This is a genomic window from Agrobacterium sp. CNPSo 2736, from assembly GCF_004005385.1.
GTDB lineage: Bacteria > Pseudomonadota > Alphaproteobacteria > Rhizobiales > Rhizobiaceae > Agrobacterium > Agrobacterium leguminum.
Map to the genome: position 1 here is coordinate 61362 of NZ_RZTX01000005.1, position 18743 is coordinate 80104.

At 59.7% G+C, this 18743-nt stretch carries 19 protein-coding genes and 1 tRNA gene; 10 read left to right on the plus strand and 10 right to left on the minus strand.

What is annotated here, in order from left to right; translation table 11 throughout:
- Window positions 1-29: 29 nt before the first annotated feature.
- The 3 genes from dnaJ to EM858_RS10440 form a co-directional block, all read right to left on the minus strand.
- Window positions 30-1166: a molecular chaperone DnaJ gene (gene dnaJ / locus EM858_RS10430; protein ID WP_004439156.1), complete on the minus strand. Its 1137-nt coding sequence runs from the start codon at window positions 1164-1166 to the stop codon at window positions 30-32.
- Between the two features lie 90 nt (window positions 1167-1256).
- A complete protein-coding gene (gene dnaK / locus EM858_RS10435; protein WP_080818405.1) occupies window positions 1257-3158 on the minus strand; it encodes a molecular chaperone DnaK in 1902 nt (633 codons plus the stop codon).
- Window positions 3159-3467: 309 nt separating this feature from the next.
- Window positions 3468-3557: transfer RNA gene (locus EM858_RS10440), tRNA-Ser, on the minus strand.
- Window positions 3558-3777: 220 nt separating this feature from the next.
- Here EM858_RS10440 and EM858_RS10445 point away from each other — a divergent pair.
- The 10 genes from EM858_RS10445 to deoA all read left to right on the plus strand — a co-directional run bounded on the left by EM858_RS10445 (window position 3778) and on the right by deoA (window position 13003).
- A complete protein-coding gene (locus EM858_RS10445) occupies window positions 3778-4095 on the plus strand; it encodes a hypothetical protein (RefSeq protein WP_127756656.1) in 318 nt (105 codons plus the stop codon).
- A 75-nt stretch (window positions 4096-4170) separates the two neighbouring features.
- Window positions 4171-4821 (plus strand): peptide-methionine (S)-S-oxide reductase MsrA, encoded by a 651-nt coding sequence (gene msrA, locus EM858_RS10450; RefSeq protein ID WP_065654769.1) that lies wholly within the window; start codon window positions 4171-4173, stop codon window positions 4819-4821.
- Window positions 4822-5035: 214 nt separating this feature from the next.
- Window positions 5036-6028: a BMP family ABC transporter substrate-binding protein gene (locus EM858_RS10455; RefSeq protein WP_003524348.1), complete on the plus strand. Its 993-nt coding sequence runs from the start codon at window positions 5036-5038 to the stop codon at window positions 6026-6028.
- Window positions 6029-6110: 82 nt separating this feature from the next.
- Window positions 6111-7616 (plus strand): ABC transporter ATP-binding protein, encoded by a 1506-nt coding sequence (locus EM858_RS10460; protein ID WP_127756814.1) that lies wholly within the window; start codon window positions 6111-6113, stop codon window positions 7614-7616.
- Window positions 7617-7623: 7 nt separating this feature from the next.
- On the plus strand, window positions 7624-8727 hold the full coding sequence (locus EM858_RS10465) for an ABC transporter permease (protein ID WP_127756657.1): 1104 nt from the start codon (window positions 7624-7626) through the stop codon (window positions 8725-8727).
- Window positions 8728-8733: 6 nt separating this feature from the next.
- Window positions 8734-9705 carry an ABC transporter permease gene (locus EM858_RS10470; protein WP_080818395.1) on the plus strand — a complete coding sequence of 324 codons (972 nt, stop codon included), beginning with the start codon at window positions 8734-8736 and terminating at the stop codon, window positions 9703-9705.
- Window positions 9706-9724: 19 nt separating this feature from the next.
- Entirely contained in the window at window positions 9725-10114 is a 390-nt protein-coding gene (locus tag EM858_RS10475) for a cytidine deaminase (protein WP_164865412.1), read from the plus strand.
- On the plus strand, window positions 10114-10914 hold the full coding sequence (locus EM858_RS10480) for a purine-nucleoside phosphorylase (protein WP_127756659.1): 801 nt from the start codon (window positions 10114-10116) through the stop codon (window positions 10912-10914). Before EM858_RS10475 ends, EM858_RS10480 begins: the two co-directional genes overlap by 1 nt.
- A gap of 2 nt (window positions 10915-10916) precedes the next feature.
- Window positions 10917-11690, plus strand: a complete 774-nt coding sequence (gene deoC, locus EM858_RS10485; RefSeq protein ID WP_127756660.1) for a deoxyribose-phosphate aldolase — start codon at window positions 10917-10919, stop codon at window positions 11688-11690.
- The gene (gene deoA, locus EM858_RS10490) at window positions 11687-13003 is read left to right on the plus strand and encodes a thymidine phosphorylase (RefSeq protein WP_127756661.1); all 1317 of its coding nucleotides are present in this window, start codon (window positions 11687-11689) and stop codon (window positions 13001-13003) included. Before deoC ends, deoA begins: the two co-directional genes overlap by 4 nt.
- Here deoA and EM858_RS10495 read toward each other — a convergent pair.
- From EM858_RS10495 to cyoC, 7 genes are all read right to left on the minus strand, one after another.
- A complete protein-coding gene (locus EM858_RS10495) occupies window positions 12996-13517 on the minus strand; it encodes a TIGR02281 family clan AA aspartic protease (protein ID WP_127756662.1) in 522 nt (173 codons plus the stop codon). The genes deoA and EM858_RS10495 overlap by 8 nt on opposite strands.
- 134 nt (window positions 13518-13651) lie before the next feature.
- Window positions 13652-14281 carry a uracil phosphoribosyltransferase gene (gene upp, locus EM858_RS10500; RefSeq protein ID WP_003524359.1) on the minus strand — a complete coding sequence of 210 codons (630 nt, stop codon included), beginning with the start codon at window positions 14279-14281 and terminating at the stop codon, window positions 13652-13654.
- 95 nt (window positions 14282-14376) lie between these two features.
- Window positions 14377-15354, minus strand: a complete 978-nt coding sequence (locus EM858_RS10505) for an adenosine deaminase (protein WP_127756663.1) — start codon at window positions 15352-15354, stop codon at window positions 14377-14379.
- Complete coding sequence (locus EM858_RS10510; RefSeq protein WP_127756664.1) at window positions 15351-16571, minus strand: phosphopentomutase; 1221 nt, start codon at window positions 16569-16571, stop codon at window positions 15351-15353. The genes EM858_RS10505 and EM858_RS10510 overlap by 4 nt, the downstream gene beginning before the upstream one ends.
- Before the next feature lie 113 nt (window positions 16572-16684).
- The gene (locus EM858_RS10515) at window positions 16685-17446 is read right to left on the minus strand and encodes an SURF1 family protein (RefSeq protein ID WP_164865395.1); all 762 of its coding nucleotides are present in this window, start codon (window positions 17444-17446) and stop codon (window positions 16685-16687) included.
- Window positions 17447-17723: 277 nt separating this feature from the next.
- Window positions 17724-18116, minus strand: coding sequence for a cytochrome o ubiquinol oxidase subunit IV (gene cyoD, locus EM858_RS10520; RefSeq protein WP_035219607.1), 393 nt, complete (start codon window positions 18114-18116; stop codon window positions 17724-17726).
- On the minus strand, window positions 18116-18739 hold the full coding sequence (cyoC, locus tag EM858_RS10525) for a cytochrome o ubiquinol oxidase subunit III (protein WP_127756665.1): 624 nt from the start codon (window positions 18737-18739) through the stop codon (window positions 18116-18118). Before cyoC ends, cyoD begins: the two co-directional genes overlap by 1 nt.
- Window positions 18740-18743: the final 4 nt, after the last annotated feature.

Genomic DNA, 18743 nt, shown 5'->3' on the forward strand with positions numbered 1-18743 from the left:
CGTTCTAAAAGCATGGGAGCGGCGACAAATCAGCCGTCGAAAAATTCCTTCATCCGGGCGAAGAAGCCCGTTGATTCCGGATTGTTCTCCTTGGAGGAGAGTTGCTCGAACTCCTGCAACAGCTCGCGCTGACGCTTGCTGAGTTTCTGCGGCGTTTCGATCTGGATCTGGATATAGAGGTCGCCCGTCTGCGCCGAACGCAGAACCGGCATGCCCTTACCCTTCAGACGGAACTGCTTGCCCGGTTGGGTGCCTTCCGGAACCGTAACGCGCGATTTGGTGCCGTCGAGCGTGGTAACATCGAAAGTGCCGCCAAGTGCCGCCGTCGTCATGGAGATCGGCACGGTGCAATAAAGGTCGGCGCCGTCGCGCTGGAAGAATTCATGCGGACGCACGGACAGGAAGATGTAGAGATCGCCCGCCGGACCGCCACGCATGCCAGCTTCGCCTTCGCCCTGCAGGCGAATGCGGGTGCCGTCCTCGATGCCCGAGGGAATGTTGACGGAAAGCGAACGCTCTTCGGTTACACGGCCCTGACCGTGGCACTTGCCGCAGGGGTCGGAGATCGTTTGCCCGCGACCATGGCAGGTGGGGCAGGTGCGTTCCACCGAGAAGAAGCCCTGTGCCGCGCGCACGCGGCCGGAACCCTGACAGGTGGCGCAGGTCTTCGGCTGCGTGCCGGGCTTTGCGCCCGAGCCGGAACAGACGTCGCAGGTGATCGAGGTGGGAACTCTGATCTGCGCTGTCTTGCCGGTGAAGGCCTCTTCCAGTGTGATTTCCATGTTGTAGCGAAGGTCGGCGCCGCGCTCGCGTCCGCCCGAAGAACGGCGCGCACGGCCGCCGCCCATCATCTCGCCGAAGATGTCTTCGAAAATATCCGAGAAGCCGCCATTGGCGAAACCGCCGCCGCCAAAGCCGCCACCGCCGCCCATGCCGCCATTTTCAAATGCGGCATGGCCGAAACGGTCATAGGCCGCGCGCTTCTGCGGGTCCTTCAGCGTTTCATAGGCTTCGTTGATTTCCTTGAACTTCCGTTCGGAATCGGCATCGTCCGGGTTCTTGTCCGGATGGTATTTCATCGCGAGTTTGCGGAAGGCGCTTTTCAGCTCTTTTTCGTCCGCGGTCTTGCTGACGCCAAGTGTTTCGTAAAAGTCTGCTTTCGCCATTAAGTTAACAAGCCCCGCAAATGGATTTCCGGCTGCACGTCGGCAGCCGGATGTCTTGCATATGTTTTCAGGAGACGGGAAGTCACGCGATTAGGCGGACTTCTTGTCGTCCTTGATTTCCTCATAGTCGGCGTCGACGACGTCGTCCTTGCCTTCTGCGGAAGCATCGCCGGCCTCGGCCTGCTGCGCTTCGTAGATGGCCTGACCGAGCTTCATGGAAACTTCCATGAGGGTCTGGGTCTTGGCCTGAATGTCGTCTGCATCCGGCTCAGCGGCTTCGACGGCGGTCTTCAGGCTGGCAATGGCGTCTTCGATAGCCTTGCGGTCGGTCTCGGAAACCTTGTCGCCATATTCCTTCACCGACTTCTCGGTGGAGTGGATGAGGCTTTCGGCCTGGTTCTTGGCTTCCACACCCGCACGACGCTTCTTGTCGGCCTCGGCATTGGCTTCGGCGTCCTTCACCATCTTCTCGATGTCGGCGTCGGAGAGACCGCCGGAAGCCTGGATTCGGATCTGCTGTTCCTTGCCGGTGCCTTTGTCTTTCGCCGAAACCTGCACGATGCCGTTGGCGTCGATATCGAAGGTCACTTCGATCTGCGGAACGCCACGCGGTGCCGGCGGCAGGCCGACGAGGTCGAACTGGCCGAGCAGCTTGTTGTCCTGCGCCATTTCGCGCTCACCCTGCGAGACGCGGATGGTCACGGCCGACTGGTTGTCTTCGGCGGTCGAGAAGGTCTGGCTCTTCTTGGTCGGGATCGTCGTGTTGCGATCGATCAGACGGGTGAAGACGCCACCCAGCGTTTCGATGCCGAGCGACAGCGGGGTCACGTCGAGCAGCAGAACGTCCTTGACGTCGCCCTGCAGAACGCCGGCCTGGATGGCGGCGCCCATGGCAACCACTTCATCCGGGTTCACGCCCTTGTGCGGCTCCTTGCCGAACAGCTGCTTGACGACTTCCTGCACCTTCGGCATGCGGCTCATGCCACCGACCAGAACGACTTCATCGATCTCGGAAGCGGAAACGCCGGCATCCTTCAGCGCTGCCTTGCAAGGTGCGACGGTGCGCTGGACGAGGTCGTCGACCAGGCTTTCGAACTTGGCGCGGGTCAGCTTCAGCGTCAGGTGCTTCGGACCGGAGGCATCGGCCGTGATGAACGGCAGGTTGATTTCGGTCTGCTGCGAGGACGAAAGTTCGATCTTCGCCTTTTCGGCAGCTTCCTTGAGGCGCTGCAGGGCGAGCTTGTCGTTCTTCAGGTCGATGCCCTGATCCTTCTTGAACTCACCGGCGAGATATTCGACCAGACGCATGTCGAAGTCTTCACCACCAAGGAAGGTGTCGCCGTTGGTGGACTTCACTTCGAAGACGCCGTCGCCGATTTCCAGAACGGAAATATCGAAAGTACCGCCGCCAAGGTCGTAAACGGCGATGGTCTTGCCGTCCTTCTTGTCGAGGCCATAGGCGAGCGCTGCCGCAGTCGGCTCGTTGATGATGCGCAGGACGTCCAGACCGGCGATGCGGCCGGCATCCTTGGTTGCCTGACGCTGGGCGTCGTTAAAATAGGCCGGAACGGTGATAACGGCCTTCTCGACCTTTTCGCCGAGATAGGATTCAGCCGTTTCCTTCATCTTCTGAAGGATCATCGCGGAAATCTGCGAAGGGGAATAGTTCTTGTCCTGCGCCTTCACCCATGCGTCGCCATTGTCACCCTTGACGATTTCAAAGGGGACCAGAGCCTTGTCCTTTTCGACGGTCGGGTCTTCATAACGGCGGCCGATAAGACGCTTGACCGCAAACAGGGTGTTGGTCGGGTTGGTGACCGCCTGGCGCTTGGCCGGCTGGCCGACAAGGCGTTCGCCATCGTCGGAAAATGCCACCATGGACGGCGTGGTGCGCGCGCCTTCCGCATTTTCAATTACTTTCGTGTCCTTGCCGTCCATCACTGCAACGCAGGAATTGGTCGTGCCAAGGTCGATACCGATTACTTTTGCCATGCTCTTCTCTCCTTGAAGCGAGCTGTCGGAACCCCGTGAGGCATTCTTGTGGCAGCTCCTTGACTTGGATTTGCAGTATTTGCTGCAGTTCTGCGGCGTATATAAGGAGCGATTTTTCCTGCTGCAAGGCGCAAGAGAGGGGGAAGCGCAGCAAAAAAGCGCAAGAAACCCCTGTCTGTGCAGAAGCATAGCCATCACGGCTTGCGGAAGCGGGAAAACGCGGCTTGTGTGCTGCACGGCGCCGCCGTTCGGCATCGCGGCGGGCGAACCGGTGAGGCTTGCTTTTAACGGCATCGGGTTGGGGTGAAATGGCGGACAGGGTGGGATTCGAACCCACGGTACGCTTTCACGCACACACGCGTTCCAGGCGTGCGCCTTAAACCACTCGGCCACCTGTCCTTTTTCAAATCTGCATGTTTTGAAGAATGCAAATCACTGGAACGGCGCGATATATACCGATGAATTCGCAGGGATCAACACGAATCTGACAGTTTTTTGAAATGTCGGCAATTTCCTGTGTTCCGATGCGATTGCAAACCGGTTTTCCCGCCTTTATCGATGCATTATAGATTTCAAAATATGGCTGTCTGACCGGCAGATCGTAAGCGAGGTGTCCCCGATGAAAGCTTTTTTGCGGTTTTTGAGCTTTCTTTTCCTCGTTGCGGCGGTTTTTCTGGGTGTGCTCGATTCGATCCGCTCGGTTTCCACATCCTCGGTCAACATCACCGGCATCCTGTCCGTCTGGAACTATCTTCTTCCTGCTTCCCGTACCATGGTGGAAGCGGCCATGGCTCACTATATTCACCCTGAAGCGTGGCGCTTCATTGAAAATGCCCTGTCGGCGGTGCCCGCATTTGCCGTTTCCCTTGCGCTTTCCCTGCTCTGCTGGATGGCGGGTTACAGGAAATACAAGGCGATGAGGCGTTTATCGGCCTGACCTCGTGTCTGTCGAATTGGGCGCCCGCAGATGTGAACCATGAGAAGCGGCGGAACTGGCCGCATGGAGGACCGAATGTTCCTGTTCGATACGCTTTCAAAAAAAACGACGATGCCGACCGAAGAAACCGCCTTGCCCGGCCGTGAAGAGGCGCTTGCGGTACCGGAAGCCCATTTCGTCAATGGCCGGCCCTTGAAGGGGCCTTATCCTGACGGACTTGAAACCATCTATCTCGGCATGGGCTGCTTCTGGGGCGCGGAACGCTTGTTCTGGAAAACGCCGGGCGTCTGGGTGACGGCGGTGGGTTATGCCGGCGGCTTCACCCGCAACCCCACTTACCAGGAGACGACGACGGGCCAGACGGGCCACGCCGAAGTGGTCAAGGTTGTCTACGATCCGGCGGTTATCTCGCTCCCGGGTCTGCTGAAGATATTCTTCGAGGAGCACGATCCGACTCAAGGGATGCGGCAGGGCAACGATGTCGGCACGACCTACCGTTCCGCAATTTACGCGACGACGGAAGGACAGTTGCAGCAGGCGCAGAAGGCGAGCGATGCTTTTCAACAGGCTTTGGACGAGGCTGGCCATGGCAGCGCCATCACCACCGAGATCGGGCCGCTTGAAAAGTTTTATTACGCTGAAGACTACCATCAGCAATATCTTGCCAAGAACCCGGGCGGCTACTGCGGCCTGAGGGGAACCGGCGTAAGCTGCAATATCGACTAGATTTTTTGCAGGTCGCCCCGGTGGAAAGACCAAAAAAGCGCCAGAATAAAGTTTTTCCACCGGGTCAAAAAAACCGGATGAATTTTTCATTGAGCCATGCAAGGATATGAGGCAAGCACAGCCGGGAAAACGGCTGGCGGTTCCGCAGACATTCCCGGTCAACGGGATTGCGGGAGGACCCTTATAATATCAATTGCAACAACAGGGCTGCACAATGAAAAAATCCCTTCTGACGCTTTTTGCGCTCGCCGCAATGTCGGCTTCCGCGCTCGCCGCCGATATCAAGCCGGCGCTGGTCTATGGCACGGGCGGCAAGTTCGACAAATCGTTCAACGAAGCCGCTGCGGCCGGCGCTGAAAAGTTCAAGGCAGAAACGGGCATCGAGTTCCGCGATTTCGAGCCGACCAGCGACACGCAGGGCGAACAGGCCATCCGCAACTTTGCGAGCAAGGGCTTCAACCCGGTCGTTGCCGTTTCCTTCGCCTGGACCTCGGCCATGGAAAAGGTCGCAGCCGAATTCCCCGACACCAAGTTCGTCATCGTCGATTCCGTCGTCGAACTGCCGAATGTCCGCTCCGTCGTCTACAAGGAGCACGAAGGCTCCTATCTCGTCGGTCTGCTGGCCGGCATGGCCTCCAAGACCGGCAAGGTCGGCTTCATCGGCGGCATGGATATTCCGCTGATCCGTAAGTTCGCCTGTGGTTATGCGCAGGGCGCAAAGGCTGCCAACGACAAGATCGAAGTCTTCCAGAACATGACCGGCACCACGGGTGCGGCCTGGAACGATCCGGTGCGCGGCGGCGAACTCACCAAGAACCAGATCGACCAGGGTGCGGACGTGATTTACGCGGCAGCCGGTGCGACCGGTATCGGCGTGCTGCAGACTGCCGCCGACAACAAGAAGTTCTCGATCGGCGTCGATTCCAACCAGAACCACCTGCATCCGGGTTCGGTTCTGACCTCCATGGTCAAGCGCGTCGATCTGGCCGTCTATAATGCCTACAAGGATGCCAAGGACGACAAGTTCACCCCCGGCATCGTTGCGCTCGGCGTCAAGGAAGATGGCGTCGCCTACGCGGTCGACGACAACAACAAGGCCCTGATCACGCCGGAAATGACCGCCGCCGTGGACAAGGCGAAGGCCGATATCATCTCCGGCGCCGTCAAGGTTCATGACTACATGGCGGATAATTCCTGCCCGAAATGATATGATATGTAACGGGGGCGCATGATGTTTTTCATCTTGCGCCCTTTTCATATCCAGCCTTCGGAGAGGTTTCGGTTTGAGTATGGACCCTGCAATCGAACTGGTGGGCATCGACAAGAAATTCGGTGCCGTTCACGCCAACAAGAATATCAATCTGACTGTCGCCAGGGGCACGATCCACGGCATCATCGGGGAAAACGGTGCCGGGAAATCGACCCTGATGTCGATCCTCTACGGCTTTTACCAGGCGGACGCCGGTGAAATCCGGGTGAATGGCACGCCCGTCGCGATCCGCGACAGCCAGACGGCCATCAACGCCGGCATCGGTATGGTGCATCAGCACTTCATGCTGGTGGAAAATTTCACCGTGCTGGAAAACGTCATGCTCGGCGCGGAAGGCGGCGCATCGCTCGCCAAGGGCCGGGCGGCGGCCCGCAAGGAATTGCAGCGCCTCGAGGACGATTACGGTCTGGAAGTCGATCCCGATGCGGTGATCGAGGAACTGCCGGTCGGTCTGCAGCAGCGCGTCGAAATCCTCAAAGCCATGTATCGTGGCGCCGAAATCCTGATCCTCGATGAGCCGACCGGCGTTCTGACGCCGGCCGAGGCCGATCACCTTTTCAAGATTCTCGGTGTCCTGCGCGAGCAGGGCAAGACCGTCATCCTCATCACTCACAAGCTGCGCGAAATCATGGCGATCACGGATTCCGTCTCCGTCATGCGCCGCGGTGAAATGGTCGCGACCCGCAGGACCTCCGAAACCAGCGTCGAGGAACTGGCCGAACTGATGGTTGGCCGCCGCGTGCTGCTGAGGGTGGAAAAGGGCGAGACGACACCGGGCGATGTTCTGCTCTCCATCCGCAATCTGACCGTCAAGGACAGTCGCGGCGTCACCATGGTGGATGATGTCTCGCTCGATGTCCGTGCCGGTGAAATCGTCGGCATTGCCGGAGTTGCGGGCAATGGCCAGTCGGAGCTGCTCGAAGCCATCGCTGGCATCCGCAAGCCCTATTCGGGCGAGATATGGGTGGATGGCCAGAAGGTGGACCGCCCCGATCCGGCCATTCTGCGCAGGCTCGGCCTCGCGCATATTCCGGAAGACCGCCACCACATGGGGCTGGTGCTGAAATTCGAGGAATATGAAAACTCCATCCTCGGTTATCACCATGATGAGCGATATGGCAAAGGACCTTTCCTCAACCCCGAGGCCATCCGCAGGGATGCGGTCGAAAAGATCGAGAAATACGATATCCGCCCGCCGAACCCGCAGCTGAAGACCGCCAATTTTTCCGGCGGCAATCAGCAGAAGATCGTCGTTGCGCGCGAAATCGAACGTGACCCGAAGATGCTGATCATCGGCCAGCCGACCCGCGGCGTGGATATCGGCGCCATCGAATTCATCCATCGCCGCATCATCGAAATGCGCGATGCCGGAAAGGCGATTTTGCTGGTTTCGGTCGAACTCGATGAAATCCGTTCCCTTTCGGACCGGATCATGGTCATGTTCGCCGGCCGTGTCGTTGGAGAAAAAACGGCGGAAGCCGAAGAACAGACGCTGGGCCTGATGATGGCCGGCATCGCCGCATGAGGCATGAATGAGCACCGCTTCCGTACCCCTGCCAAACTGGATCACTTACGGCCTGCTGCCGTTGTTGAACGTCGTTACCGCCTTTCTGATTTCCGGCCTCGTTGTCTGGTCGATCGGTGAAAGCCCGCTGGCGGCGCTCCGCCTACTCATCGAAGGTGCGCTCGGCCGTGGCGACGCCATAGGCTTCACGCTGTTCTACACGACGAGCTTCATCTTCACCGGCCTCTCCGTCGCGGTCGCCTTCCATGCCGGCCTCTTCAATATCGGCTCCGAAGGTCAGGCCTATATTGGCGGTCTGGGTGCTGCGCTGGTGGCGCTGGCGCTTGATCGCTACGTGCCGTGGTATGTGACGATGCCCTTCGCCGTCATCGGCGCTGCGGTGTTCGGCGCGGCCTGGGCTTTCATTCCGGCATGGCTGCAGGCAAAACGCGGCAGTCACGTCGTCATCACCACCATCATGTTCAACTTCATCGCGGCTGCGCTGATGGTCTATCTGCTGGTGAATGTGCTGATCGTGCCGGGCAAGATGGCGCCGGAAACGCGCACCTTTCTGCCGGGCGGGCAATTGCCGAAGCTCGACTGGTTGATGGCGCTGTTCGGCCTCAAGCTCGGGCCGGCGCCGTTCAACGTCTCCTTCATCATCGCGCTGGTCATGTGTTTCCTCGTCTGGGTGCTCATCTGGCGCACCAAGCTGGGTTATGAGATGCGCACGCTCGGCATCAGCCCGTCGGCCGCCATCTATGCCGGCATTCCCTATGCGAGAACGGTCATCATCGCCATGCTCATTTCCGGCGGTCTGGCGGGCATGATGGCGCTGAACCCGGTCATGGGCGCTTCCGCCCGCCTGCAGGTGGAATTCGTCGGCGGTGCGGGTTTCGTCGGCATTGCCGTGTCGCTGATGGGGCGAAGCCATCCGCTCGGCATCATCTTCGCGGCATTGCTGTTCGGCATTCTTTATCAGGGCGGTGCGGATCTTTCCTTTGAGATGCCGAACATCACTCGCGAGATGATTGTGGTCATTCAGGGTCTGGTGATCCTCTTCGCCGGTGCGCTGGAATATATGTACCGGCCGGCGGTCGTCCGCATCTACCAGCGTTTGGCAAAGGGGTGAGCTGATATGGATTTCTTCGATATGCTGGTCAGCATCCTCGGCTCGACCGTCCGCCTCACCATCCCGCTTCTCTTTACCGCACTTGCCGGACTTTTTTCCGAACGCGCCGGTGTGTTCGATATCGGGCTTGAAGGCAAGATGCTGGCGGCGGCCTTCGCCTCCGCCTGTGTGGCCTATATCACGGCCAATCCATGGGCCGGTCTGCTTGCGGGCATTGCTGTCTCGATCCTCTTCTCACTCACCCATGGTTTTGCCGTCATCACCAACCGTGGCAACCAGATCGTGTCCGGGGTGGCGCTGAACTTCATCGCCGCCGGCCTGACGGTTGTTCTGGGGCAGGCCTGGTTCGGGCAGGGCGGCCGCACGCCGCAATTGCCGGCAGAGGGCCGTTTTGCGCCGATCATCCTGCCGGGTGCGGATGCGATGCGTGAGGTGCCCTTCATCGGCCCGCTCTATGCCAATGTCATTTCCGGCAACAATATCCTCACCTATCTTGCCTTTCTGGCGGTGCCGCTGTCCTGGTGGGTGCTTTATCGCACCCGCTTCGGCCTGCGTCTGCGCGCCGTCGGTGAAAACCCGGGTGCGGTGGATACGGCCGGCATTTCGGTGACATGGATGCGCTTCCGCGCCGTCATCGTCGCCGGTTTCCTCTGCGGTTTTTCGGGCGCCTATCTCGCCGTTGCGCAGTCGGCGGCCTTCATCGCCAACATGTCGGCCGGCAAGGGCTATATCGCGCTTGCGGCGCTGATTTTCGCGAAATGGAAGCCGGTGCCGGTCATGTTCGCCTGCCTGCTCTTCGGTTTTCTGGATGCCTTCGCCAACTTCATGCAGGGTAAATCCGTGCCGGGTATCGGCGAGGTGCCGGTGCAGATTTTCCAGGCCATGCCCTATATTCTGACCTGCATCCTGCTTGCCGGTTTCATCGGCGTCGCGAAGCCCCCCAAGGCGGGTGGCGTTGCCTATGCGAAGGAGCGTTAAATCCATGTCCCGAGACCCGATGTCCCATGCCCTGTTCGAGGCAGCGGTGGAGGCCATGGCCTTTGCCCATGCGCCCTATTCGAAATTTCCGGTCGGTGCGGCGATCCGCGCCGAAGACGGCAAGATTTACAAGGGCGCCAATATCGAGAACCTCTCCTTCCCGCAGGGTTGGTGCGCTGAACCTTCCGCCATCAGCGCCATGATCATGGGTGGGGCGAAGAAGATCAACGAAATCGCCGTTATCGCCGAAAAGCTTGCTCTTTGCCCACCCTGCGGCGGCTGCCGGCAGAAGATCGCCGAATTCGCCACGCCGGAGACGAAAGTCTATCTCTGCGACGAAACCGGCGTGCAGAAGGTCATGACCATGGAAGAGCTTTTGCCCTTCAGCTTCAAGACAGAGCTGCCCTGATGCCGGATACGCTGATCGATATTCTGGTGGAGCGCCTGAACGGTCTGATGCCGCGCGTCGCCATCGTCCTAGGTTCGGGTCTCGGTTCGCTGGTGGAAGACGTCAGCGACCCGATCCGGGTGCCCTATGCCGAACTTCCCGGTTTTCCCGCAAGCGGCGTTTCCGGCCATGCGGGTGAGCTGGTGGCGGGCTATCTTGGTGGTGAGCCGGTCATGATGCTCTCCGGCCGGGTACATTATTACGAAAAGGGCGATCCGTCCGCCATGCGCGCGATCATCGGGGCGCTGGCCGGTCTCGGCGTGCAGTCGCTCATCCTCACCAATTCGGCAGGTTCGGTCAGGCAGGATATGCCGCCCGGCTCGGTCATGCAGATCACCGATCACATCAACTATTCCGGCATGAACCCGCTGATCGGCGAGGAAAGCGACCGCCGCTTCGTCGGCATGACCACCGCTTACGATCCCGATCTGATGCTTGCCATGCGCAACGCCGCCATCCGCGCCACAGTGCCTTTGTTCGGCGGCGTCTATATGTGGTTTTCCGGCCCGAGCTTCGAAACGCCGGCGGAAATCCGCATGGCGCGGCTGCTGGGGGCGGATGCCGTTGGCATGTCCACCGTGCCGGAAGTCATCCTTGCGCGCTTTTTCGGGATGCGCGTTGCCGCCGCATCGGTTATTACCAATTACGGTGCCGGCATGACCGGCGCGGAACTGAGCCATGAAGAAACCAAGGATATGGCTCCCGTGGGTGGCAAGAGGCTTGCCGCCATTCTGAAGGAAATGATCGCAGGAGGAGCGTGACCATGGAACTCCAGCGTCCGCGCGAAGCGGCTGCCCTCACCCTGTCCTTGCTGGACCTGACCAATCTCAAGGAAGACTGCACGCCCGAGCAGATCGCCGCTCTGTGCCAGCGGGCGCATACGGAATATGGCAATACGGCCGCAATCTGCATCTGGCCGCGCTTCGTGGCGCAGGCCCGTGCCGCTTTCGGAAAAGACCATGCTATCCGCATCGCCACGGTCGTCAATTTTCCTTCGGGCGATCTCGACATCGCGACCGTGGTTGCCGAAACCGAGGCGGCGATCCGCGACGGCGCTGACGAAATCGATCTCGTCATTCCCTATCGCAAATTCATAGCCGGCGATGAAACGGCGGTGTCCACCATGGTGGCGGCCGTTCGCAAGGCCTGCGTCGCACCCGTGCTTCTCAAGGTCATTCTTGAAACCGGCGAGTTGAAGGACAAGGCGCTGATCCGTCGCGCATCCGAACTTGCCATTGCCGAAGGGGCCGATTTCATCAAGACCTCGACCGGCAAGGTTGCCGTCAACGCCACGCTGGAAGCAGCCGACATCATGTTGCAGGCGATCCGCGACAGCCGGCAGAAGGTGGGTTTCAAGCCCGCCGGCGGTATCGGCACGGTGGAGGACGCCACGCTTTATCTCAGGCTTGCGGAAACCATCATGGCGCCCAACTGGGCCATGCCGTCCACCTTCCGTTTCGGCGCTTCGGGTGTTCTCGACGATGTGCTGAACGTGCTGGCCGGCGGCGAGCCCGCCAAGGCCGCCAGCGGGTATTGAGCTTGATCCCGCAGGAAATCATCCGCCGCAAACGCGATGGCCTGACACTTGAGCCTCGGGAGATTGCCGCTTTCATAGAGGCGCTTTCGAAAGACGGCATCTCGGAAGGGCAGGCGGCTGCCTTTGCCATGGCGGTGTTCTTTCGCGGCATGAACCGGGATGAAATGGTGGCGCTGACGCTGGCGATGCGCGACAGCGGTGAGGTCCTGTCCTGGAGCGATCTCGGTAGGCCTGTGGCGGACAAGCATTCCACCGGCGGCGTCGGCGACAATGTCTCCCTGATGCTCGCCCCCATTGTTGCCGCCTGCGGTCTCGCCGTGCCGATGATTTCCGGCAGGGGCCTTGGCCATACCGGCGGCACGCTGGACAAGCTGGAAGCGATCCCCGGTTACAACGTCATGCCGGACGAGGCGTTGTTTCGCCGGACGGTAAAGACGGTCGGCTGCGCCATCATCGGCCCGACGGGCGATCTCGCCCCCGCCGATAAACGCCTCTATGCCATTCGCGATGTGACCGCGACGGTGGATTCCATACCGCTGATCACGGCCTCCATCCTGTCGAAAAAGCTTGCGGCCGGGTTGCAGACGCTGGTTCTGGATGTGAAGGTCGGCAACGGTGCTTTCATGCAGAGCGTCGAGGATGCCCGCAATCTGGCCCGCGCGCTGGTCGATGTGGCGAATGGTGCAGGCCTGCCGACAACGGCGTTGATAACCGACATGAACCAGCCGCTTGGCGATGCTGCCGGCAATGCGGTCGAAATCGTCAATTGTCTGGATTTTCTGGCCGGTCGCAAGGCTGGTACCCGTCTTGAAAAGGTGGTCCTGTCCTTTGCGGCGGAAATGCTGGTGCAGGCGCAAAAGGCGGCCACACTGGAGGAGGGACATGCGCTGGCGTCGGCTGCGCTCTCCTCCGGCCGGGCGCTGGAAATCTTTGCACGGATGGTTTCGGCACTCGGCGGTCCATCGGATTTCGTTGATCATCCGTCCCATTATCTGCAATCCGCGCCGGTCACTCTTCCGGTTCTGGCGGAGCGCAGCGGTTTTCTCGCCTCCTGCGCCACGCGCGATCTTGGCATGGTTGTCGTCGAACTCGGCGGCGGCAGAAGAAAGCCATTAGACACGATTGATCCTTCCGTCGGTATTTCGGATATCCTGCCGCTCGGTACGAAAGTGGAAAAAGGCGAGCCAATCGCCATTGTCCACGCCGCTTCCAGTGACGAAGCGGAACGTGCCGTGAAAAGGATAGCGGCCTGTTATGGAATTGCTGACAGCGCGCCGGAGATCGGTATGCCCGTTCTCGAGCGGATCACCTGACCAGCCGCATCTCGCCGCCCGATACTTTGAAAGACGACAATTGCTTCAGGAAGCTCATGCCGATCAGCATGTTGCCGAGCGCATTGTCTTTCAGCACCATGGCGTCGACATTCTGAACCCGGATAGCGCCGATCTCCACGCGGTCGAGTTTCACATAGGCGGCCATGGTCTGGCCATTGGCCGTTGAAATCGCATACTTAAAATCGAGGCTGTTGACGCCGTAACCGAGCCGGCGCGCAATCGTCTCGTTGATGGCGACCATGGAAGCACCGGTATCGACAAGGCCGTCGAAGGATTTGCCATTGATGCGGAAGGTGGCATTGAGGTGGCCGCGGGCATCCGCTTTCAGATTGACGCCGCCAAGGGAGACGGCCTCCGGTTTGGCTGCTTCGGGTCTGGCTTCCGTTTTCTCGATGCTTGTTTCCGGGCGCGGCTGAAATTTTTCCACCAGCGCCGGAATTTGCGTTGCGCCGAGGGAAAGGCCAACAAGCAGAAAAATCGCGCACGCCAGCAAGTCGTTGCTCCTTAAAGGGCAGGGTTATTCTTGCCGAGAATAGACGCAAAACATGCTGAAATCTTAAAAGAAAAAGCCATCCGCCGCTTATCGGGCGGCGAATGGCTCAAACGGTTAAGCGATGATGAACGGCGTTATTTGGTGCCATACATGCGGTCGCCGGCATCGCCGAGACCGGGAACGATATAGCCCTTCTCGTTCAGATGGCTGTCGATGGCGGCGGTGTAGATATGCACATCGGGATGCGCTTCACGGAAGTTCTTGATGCCTTCGGGCGCCGCCAGCAGACACAGGAAGCGGATGTTCTTCGCACCGCGCTCCTTCAGCTTCTCAACGGCGGCGATGGAGGAATTGCCGGTTGCCAGCATCGGATCGACAACGATGATAAGGCGCGCATCGAGGCTTTCCGGAGCCTTGAAGTAATATTCGACAGCTTCCAGCGTGTCATGATCGCGATAAACGCCGATATGGGAAACACGCGCCGAAGGCACGAGCTCGAGCATGCCTTCCAGGAGGCCGTTGCCGGCGCGCAGGATGGAGGCGAAAACCAGCTTCTTACCTTCGAGCACGGGGGCCTCGATGGTTTCGAGCGGCGTATCGATGGTTTCCATCGTCATTTCAAGGTCGCGCGTCACTTCGTAGCAGAGCAGCGTCGAAATTTCCCTGAGCAGGCGGCGGAAGCCGGCCGTGGAAGTTTCCTTCTTGCGCATGATGGTAAGTTTGTGCCGCACCAGCGGATGTTCGATGACTGTGACGCCGTCCATGAAACTGGCCTTCCTTTTTATCTTATGCCTTGTAATTCACCGAAAGTGCGTTTTTCGCAAGCCTTCTTCGCGGTTTTACCCCGCGAACCGCAGCGTCAGGCGCCGTCGAGTTTCGCAAGCAGTCGTGCGCGTGTTGCCTCGTCCACGAAGGCGCATTCCAGTGCGGTCCGCGTCATACGGTCGATCTCGGCATCGCTGAAGCCGAACTCGTCCGCAGCCAGCGCATATTCCCGTGCAAGCGAGGTAAAGAAGAATGGCGGGTCGTCGGAACTGATGCAGACACGCACTCCGGCATCGCTCAGAGCTTTCAGCGGGTGGCTGGCAAAATCGGGATAGACGTTGAGCGCGATATTCGAACCGGGGCAGACCTCCAGAACCGTTCCCGTCTCGGCTAGCCGGGCGATAAGACCGGCATCTTCGATGGCGCGCACGCCATGCCCAATGCGGGACGGTTTGACGAGGTCGAGCGCATCGGCAACGCTTTCCGGTCCGCAAACCTCGCCGGCATGAATGGTCAGTCCAAGGCCGGCATCGCGGGCGATGTCGAAGGCGCGCGCATAATCGGCGACGCGGCCCATACGCTCCTCGCCGGCCATGTTGAAGCCCGTTACCAGCGGATGTTGAGCGCGTGCCGCATATTCGGCTGCGGCGATCACCCGTTCCGGGCCGAAGTGGCGCTCACCGGTGACGATGATGCGGGTTTCGATCCCTGTCTTTTCCCTTGCGATACGGATGCCTTCGGCAATGCCAGCCAGATAGGCGTCGGCGCCAAGCCCGATGCGGTCGCCGTGATCGGGCGAAATGATCAGTTCGCTATAGATGGTATTGGCTTGCGCAAGTTCGGTCAGATAGGTTTCGGTCAGGACGGCATAATCCTCATCCGTCTTGAACACCTGCGCCACCGCATCGTAACAACGGATGAATTCGGCGAAATCCGACCAGACATATTGGCCGTCCCGCAGAAAACCGCTGGTGTCGATGCCGTATTTCTCGGCCTGTTTCGCGACGAGGGCAGGGGGTGCCGCACCTTCGATGTGGCAGTGAATTTCCGCTTTCAGCAAATGCGATGTCAAATGAAGCTCCTGCCGTGAGAACCGGCCTCGATGCCAAGATGGTGGGCGATGCTTTCGCCGATATCGGCGTAGCTTGAACGGATGCCGACATCGCGCGAGCGAATACCCGGCCCGAATGCCATGATCGGCACCCTTTCCCGTGTATGGTCCGTGCCCCGCCAGGTGGGGTCGCAACCGTGATCGGCGGTCAGAAGGGCGATGTCACCCGGCGCCATCTTGCGATGGATTTCGGGGATTCGCGCATCGAAGGCCTCAAGGGCGGCGGCGTAACCGGCAACGTCGCGGCGATGGCCATAAAGCATGTCGAAATCGACGAAATTGGTGAAGACGAGATCGCCGTTTTCAGCCTCGTCGATGGCCTGCAACGTCGCATCCATCAAGGCGCTGTTGCCATTTGCCTTGATGACGCGCGTCACACCCTGATGAGCGTAGATATCGCCGATCTTGCCGATGGCGTGCACTTTTCGGCCGGCCTCCACAAGTCTGTCGAGCAGGGTCGGCTCCGGCGGCAGAACGGAGAAATCGCGGCGGTTGCCGGTGCGTTCGAAGGTCGCGACCGTTTCGCCGGTGAAGGGGCGGGCGATGACGCGGCCGATATTCAGCGGATCGAGCAGCTTGCGCACCGTCTCGCAGAGCGAGATGAGCCGCTCCAGACCGAAATGCGTTTCATGCGCGGCGATCTGAAAAACGGAATCGGATGAGGTGTAGCAGATCGGTTTACCGGTCCTGATATGTTCTTCGCCGAGTTCAGCGATGATCTCGGTGCCGGAAGCATGGCGATTGCCGAGAATGCCCGGAATATCGGCTTGCCTGCAGATCGCTTCCACCAGTTCCGGCGAAAAGGCATCGCCTTCCGTCGGGAAATATCCCCAGTCGAAGGTGACAGGCGTACCGGCGATCTCCCAGTGACCGGAAGGTGTGTCCTTGCCCTTGGAGATTTCGCTCGCGGAACCGTGCAGGCCGAAAATGCGCTCCGGCGGTTCCATGCCGGCGGGAATGTCGCCGCTTGCCTGCCGCGCGATCTCCAGCAGGCCGAGCGAACACATGTTCGGCAGTTTCAGCGGACCGGAGCGAAGCCCCGCTTTGTCGGCAGCGCCTGCTGCACAGAATTCCGCGATATGGCCGAGCGTGTTTGCGCCAAGATCGCCATAGCGCTCCGCATCGGGTGCGCCGCCGACGCCGAAGGAATCCAGAACGAGAAGAAATGCTCTTGCCATAACTCACCGAAACAAAATGCGCCGACGGGCAATGTCAGGCCGAACTGTCGTTATAGATCAGCAAAACGTGAAGAAGGAAGTGCTTTTATGAACCATCCGGTAAAACCGGCTGCTTAGTCCTTGTCCCGTTTCGGTTTGGGGGCGTTGAGGTTGCGCAGGACGTACCAGCCGGCCGCAACCACCATGGCCGCCAGAATATACCACGTTATGGCATAGGACAGGTGGTTATTGGGGAAGGTAAGCATGGTTTTCCCGCCCACCGGCAGGCCGCCCGGATTGGGTGTCGCATCGGCATCGACATAAAACGGCGCGACATCGGAAAGGCCGGATGCCTGCGAGATTTGCGGAATGTTGCGGGAATACCAGCGGCCATTTGCCGGATCGTTGGTGCGCAGGAAAAGCCCGCCGGTTTCGGGCGCGCGCATCAGTCCGACGATCTCGACGTTTCCGGCCGGTTCGCTTTCCTGGCGGGAGGATGGGTCGCGCCTGTCGGACGGCACGAAGCCGCGATTGACGATGATGCTGGAGCCGTCATCGCGCTTGAGCGGCGTCATCACCCAGTAGCCGGGGCCGAGATCCGTGACCGTATAGACCTGAACCTCCCTGTCATTGAGGAAGGTGCCGGACAGTTTCACACGGCGATATTCGTATTCCGCCGGATCGCCGAGCGCCGGCCATTCTTTGGCGGCAGGGGCGTCGACGGGATCGGCATGGGCGCGGGCTTCGACCCGCTCGATAAGATCGAGCTTCCAGGAAAGGCGCTTGACCTGCCATGTACCGAGCGCAAGCAGCAGACCCGTCAGAACAACGGTCAGGAACAGGACGACGATGGCCGCAGGGCGGATGCGCCGGTTATGGGGTGTGGTTTCGCTCATGTCACGGTCCTTGCGAAGCGCGCCTGGCAGAAACCGGTCTGCTTTGGCGGGTTTCCTAGAGCATTTCCAGGAAAAGTGGAACCCGGTTTTCCGTCCGGAATGCGCCAAAACAAAGAGTTAGGGTGTTTTCGCGATTCGAAGAAAAGCGAAAAAACTCTAGCGCCCGCATGCGCTTCTTCCAGCAAATAACCCCATAAATCGCACCACGATTCATGGGGTTATGTGTTGGCGCGAAGGCGGCCCGCCGGAAACCCGGCAGGCCGTAGGTCTCTGCTGCTCAGGGCAGGTTTTTCACATCCTCGATGTGCAGCGGCATCATGTTCTTGTTCATGTTGTACATGACCCAGAGCGAGCCGGAGAGCGTGATCAGGAGCACCACGACGGTGAAGATCAGCGCCATGAAGGTCCAGCCGCCCTCGGACTTGGTGTCCATGTGCAGGAAGTAGATCATGTGCACGAAGATCTGGATGACGCCGAGACCCATGATGGCGATGACCAGCAGCGTCTTGTTTTCCAGTACGTCGCCCATGACCAGCCAGAAGGGGATCGCCGTCAGGATAACCGACAGGACGAAGCCGATCATGTAGCTCTTGAAGGTGCCGTGGCTCGCGCCATCATGGTGATGGTCGTCGCCATGCGCGTCGTGGTGTGCGTGTGCTTCGGAACTCATCAAAGAACTCCCATGAGATAAACGAAGGAGAAGACGCCGATCCAGATGACGTCAAGGAAGTGCCAGAACATCGACAGGCACATCAGGCGGCGCTTGTTGGCCGCGATAAGGCCGTGCTTGGCGACCTGGAACATCAGCGTGACGAGCCAGATGATGCCGAAGGTGACGTGCAGACCGTGCGTGCCGACCAGCGCGAAGAAGGCCGACAGGAACGCCGAACGCTGCGGCCCCGCGCCTTCCGCGATCAGGTGATGGAACTCGTAGAGTTCGACGGCGAGGAAGGCGAGGCCGAAGAGGCCGGTCACACCCAGCCAGACCAGCGTGGCCTTTACCTTCTGCTTTTCCATTTCCAGCATGGCGAAGCCATAGGTGATGGAAGAGAAAAGCAGGAAGCCGGTATTGATTGCCACCAGCTTCAGGTCGAACAGGTCCGCACCCGAAGGGCCGGCCGCATAGTTGCGGCCGACAACGGCATAGGTGGCAAACAGGGTCGCGAAGATGAGGCAGTCGCTCATCAGGTAGAGCCAGAAGCCCAGCGAGGTGCCGTTCTCCGAGTGGTGGTCTTCCTTCAGGTAGAAGACCGGTTCAGCGCCGTCGACGCTTTGTGCAGGTGTATGAGCCATATTC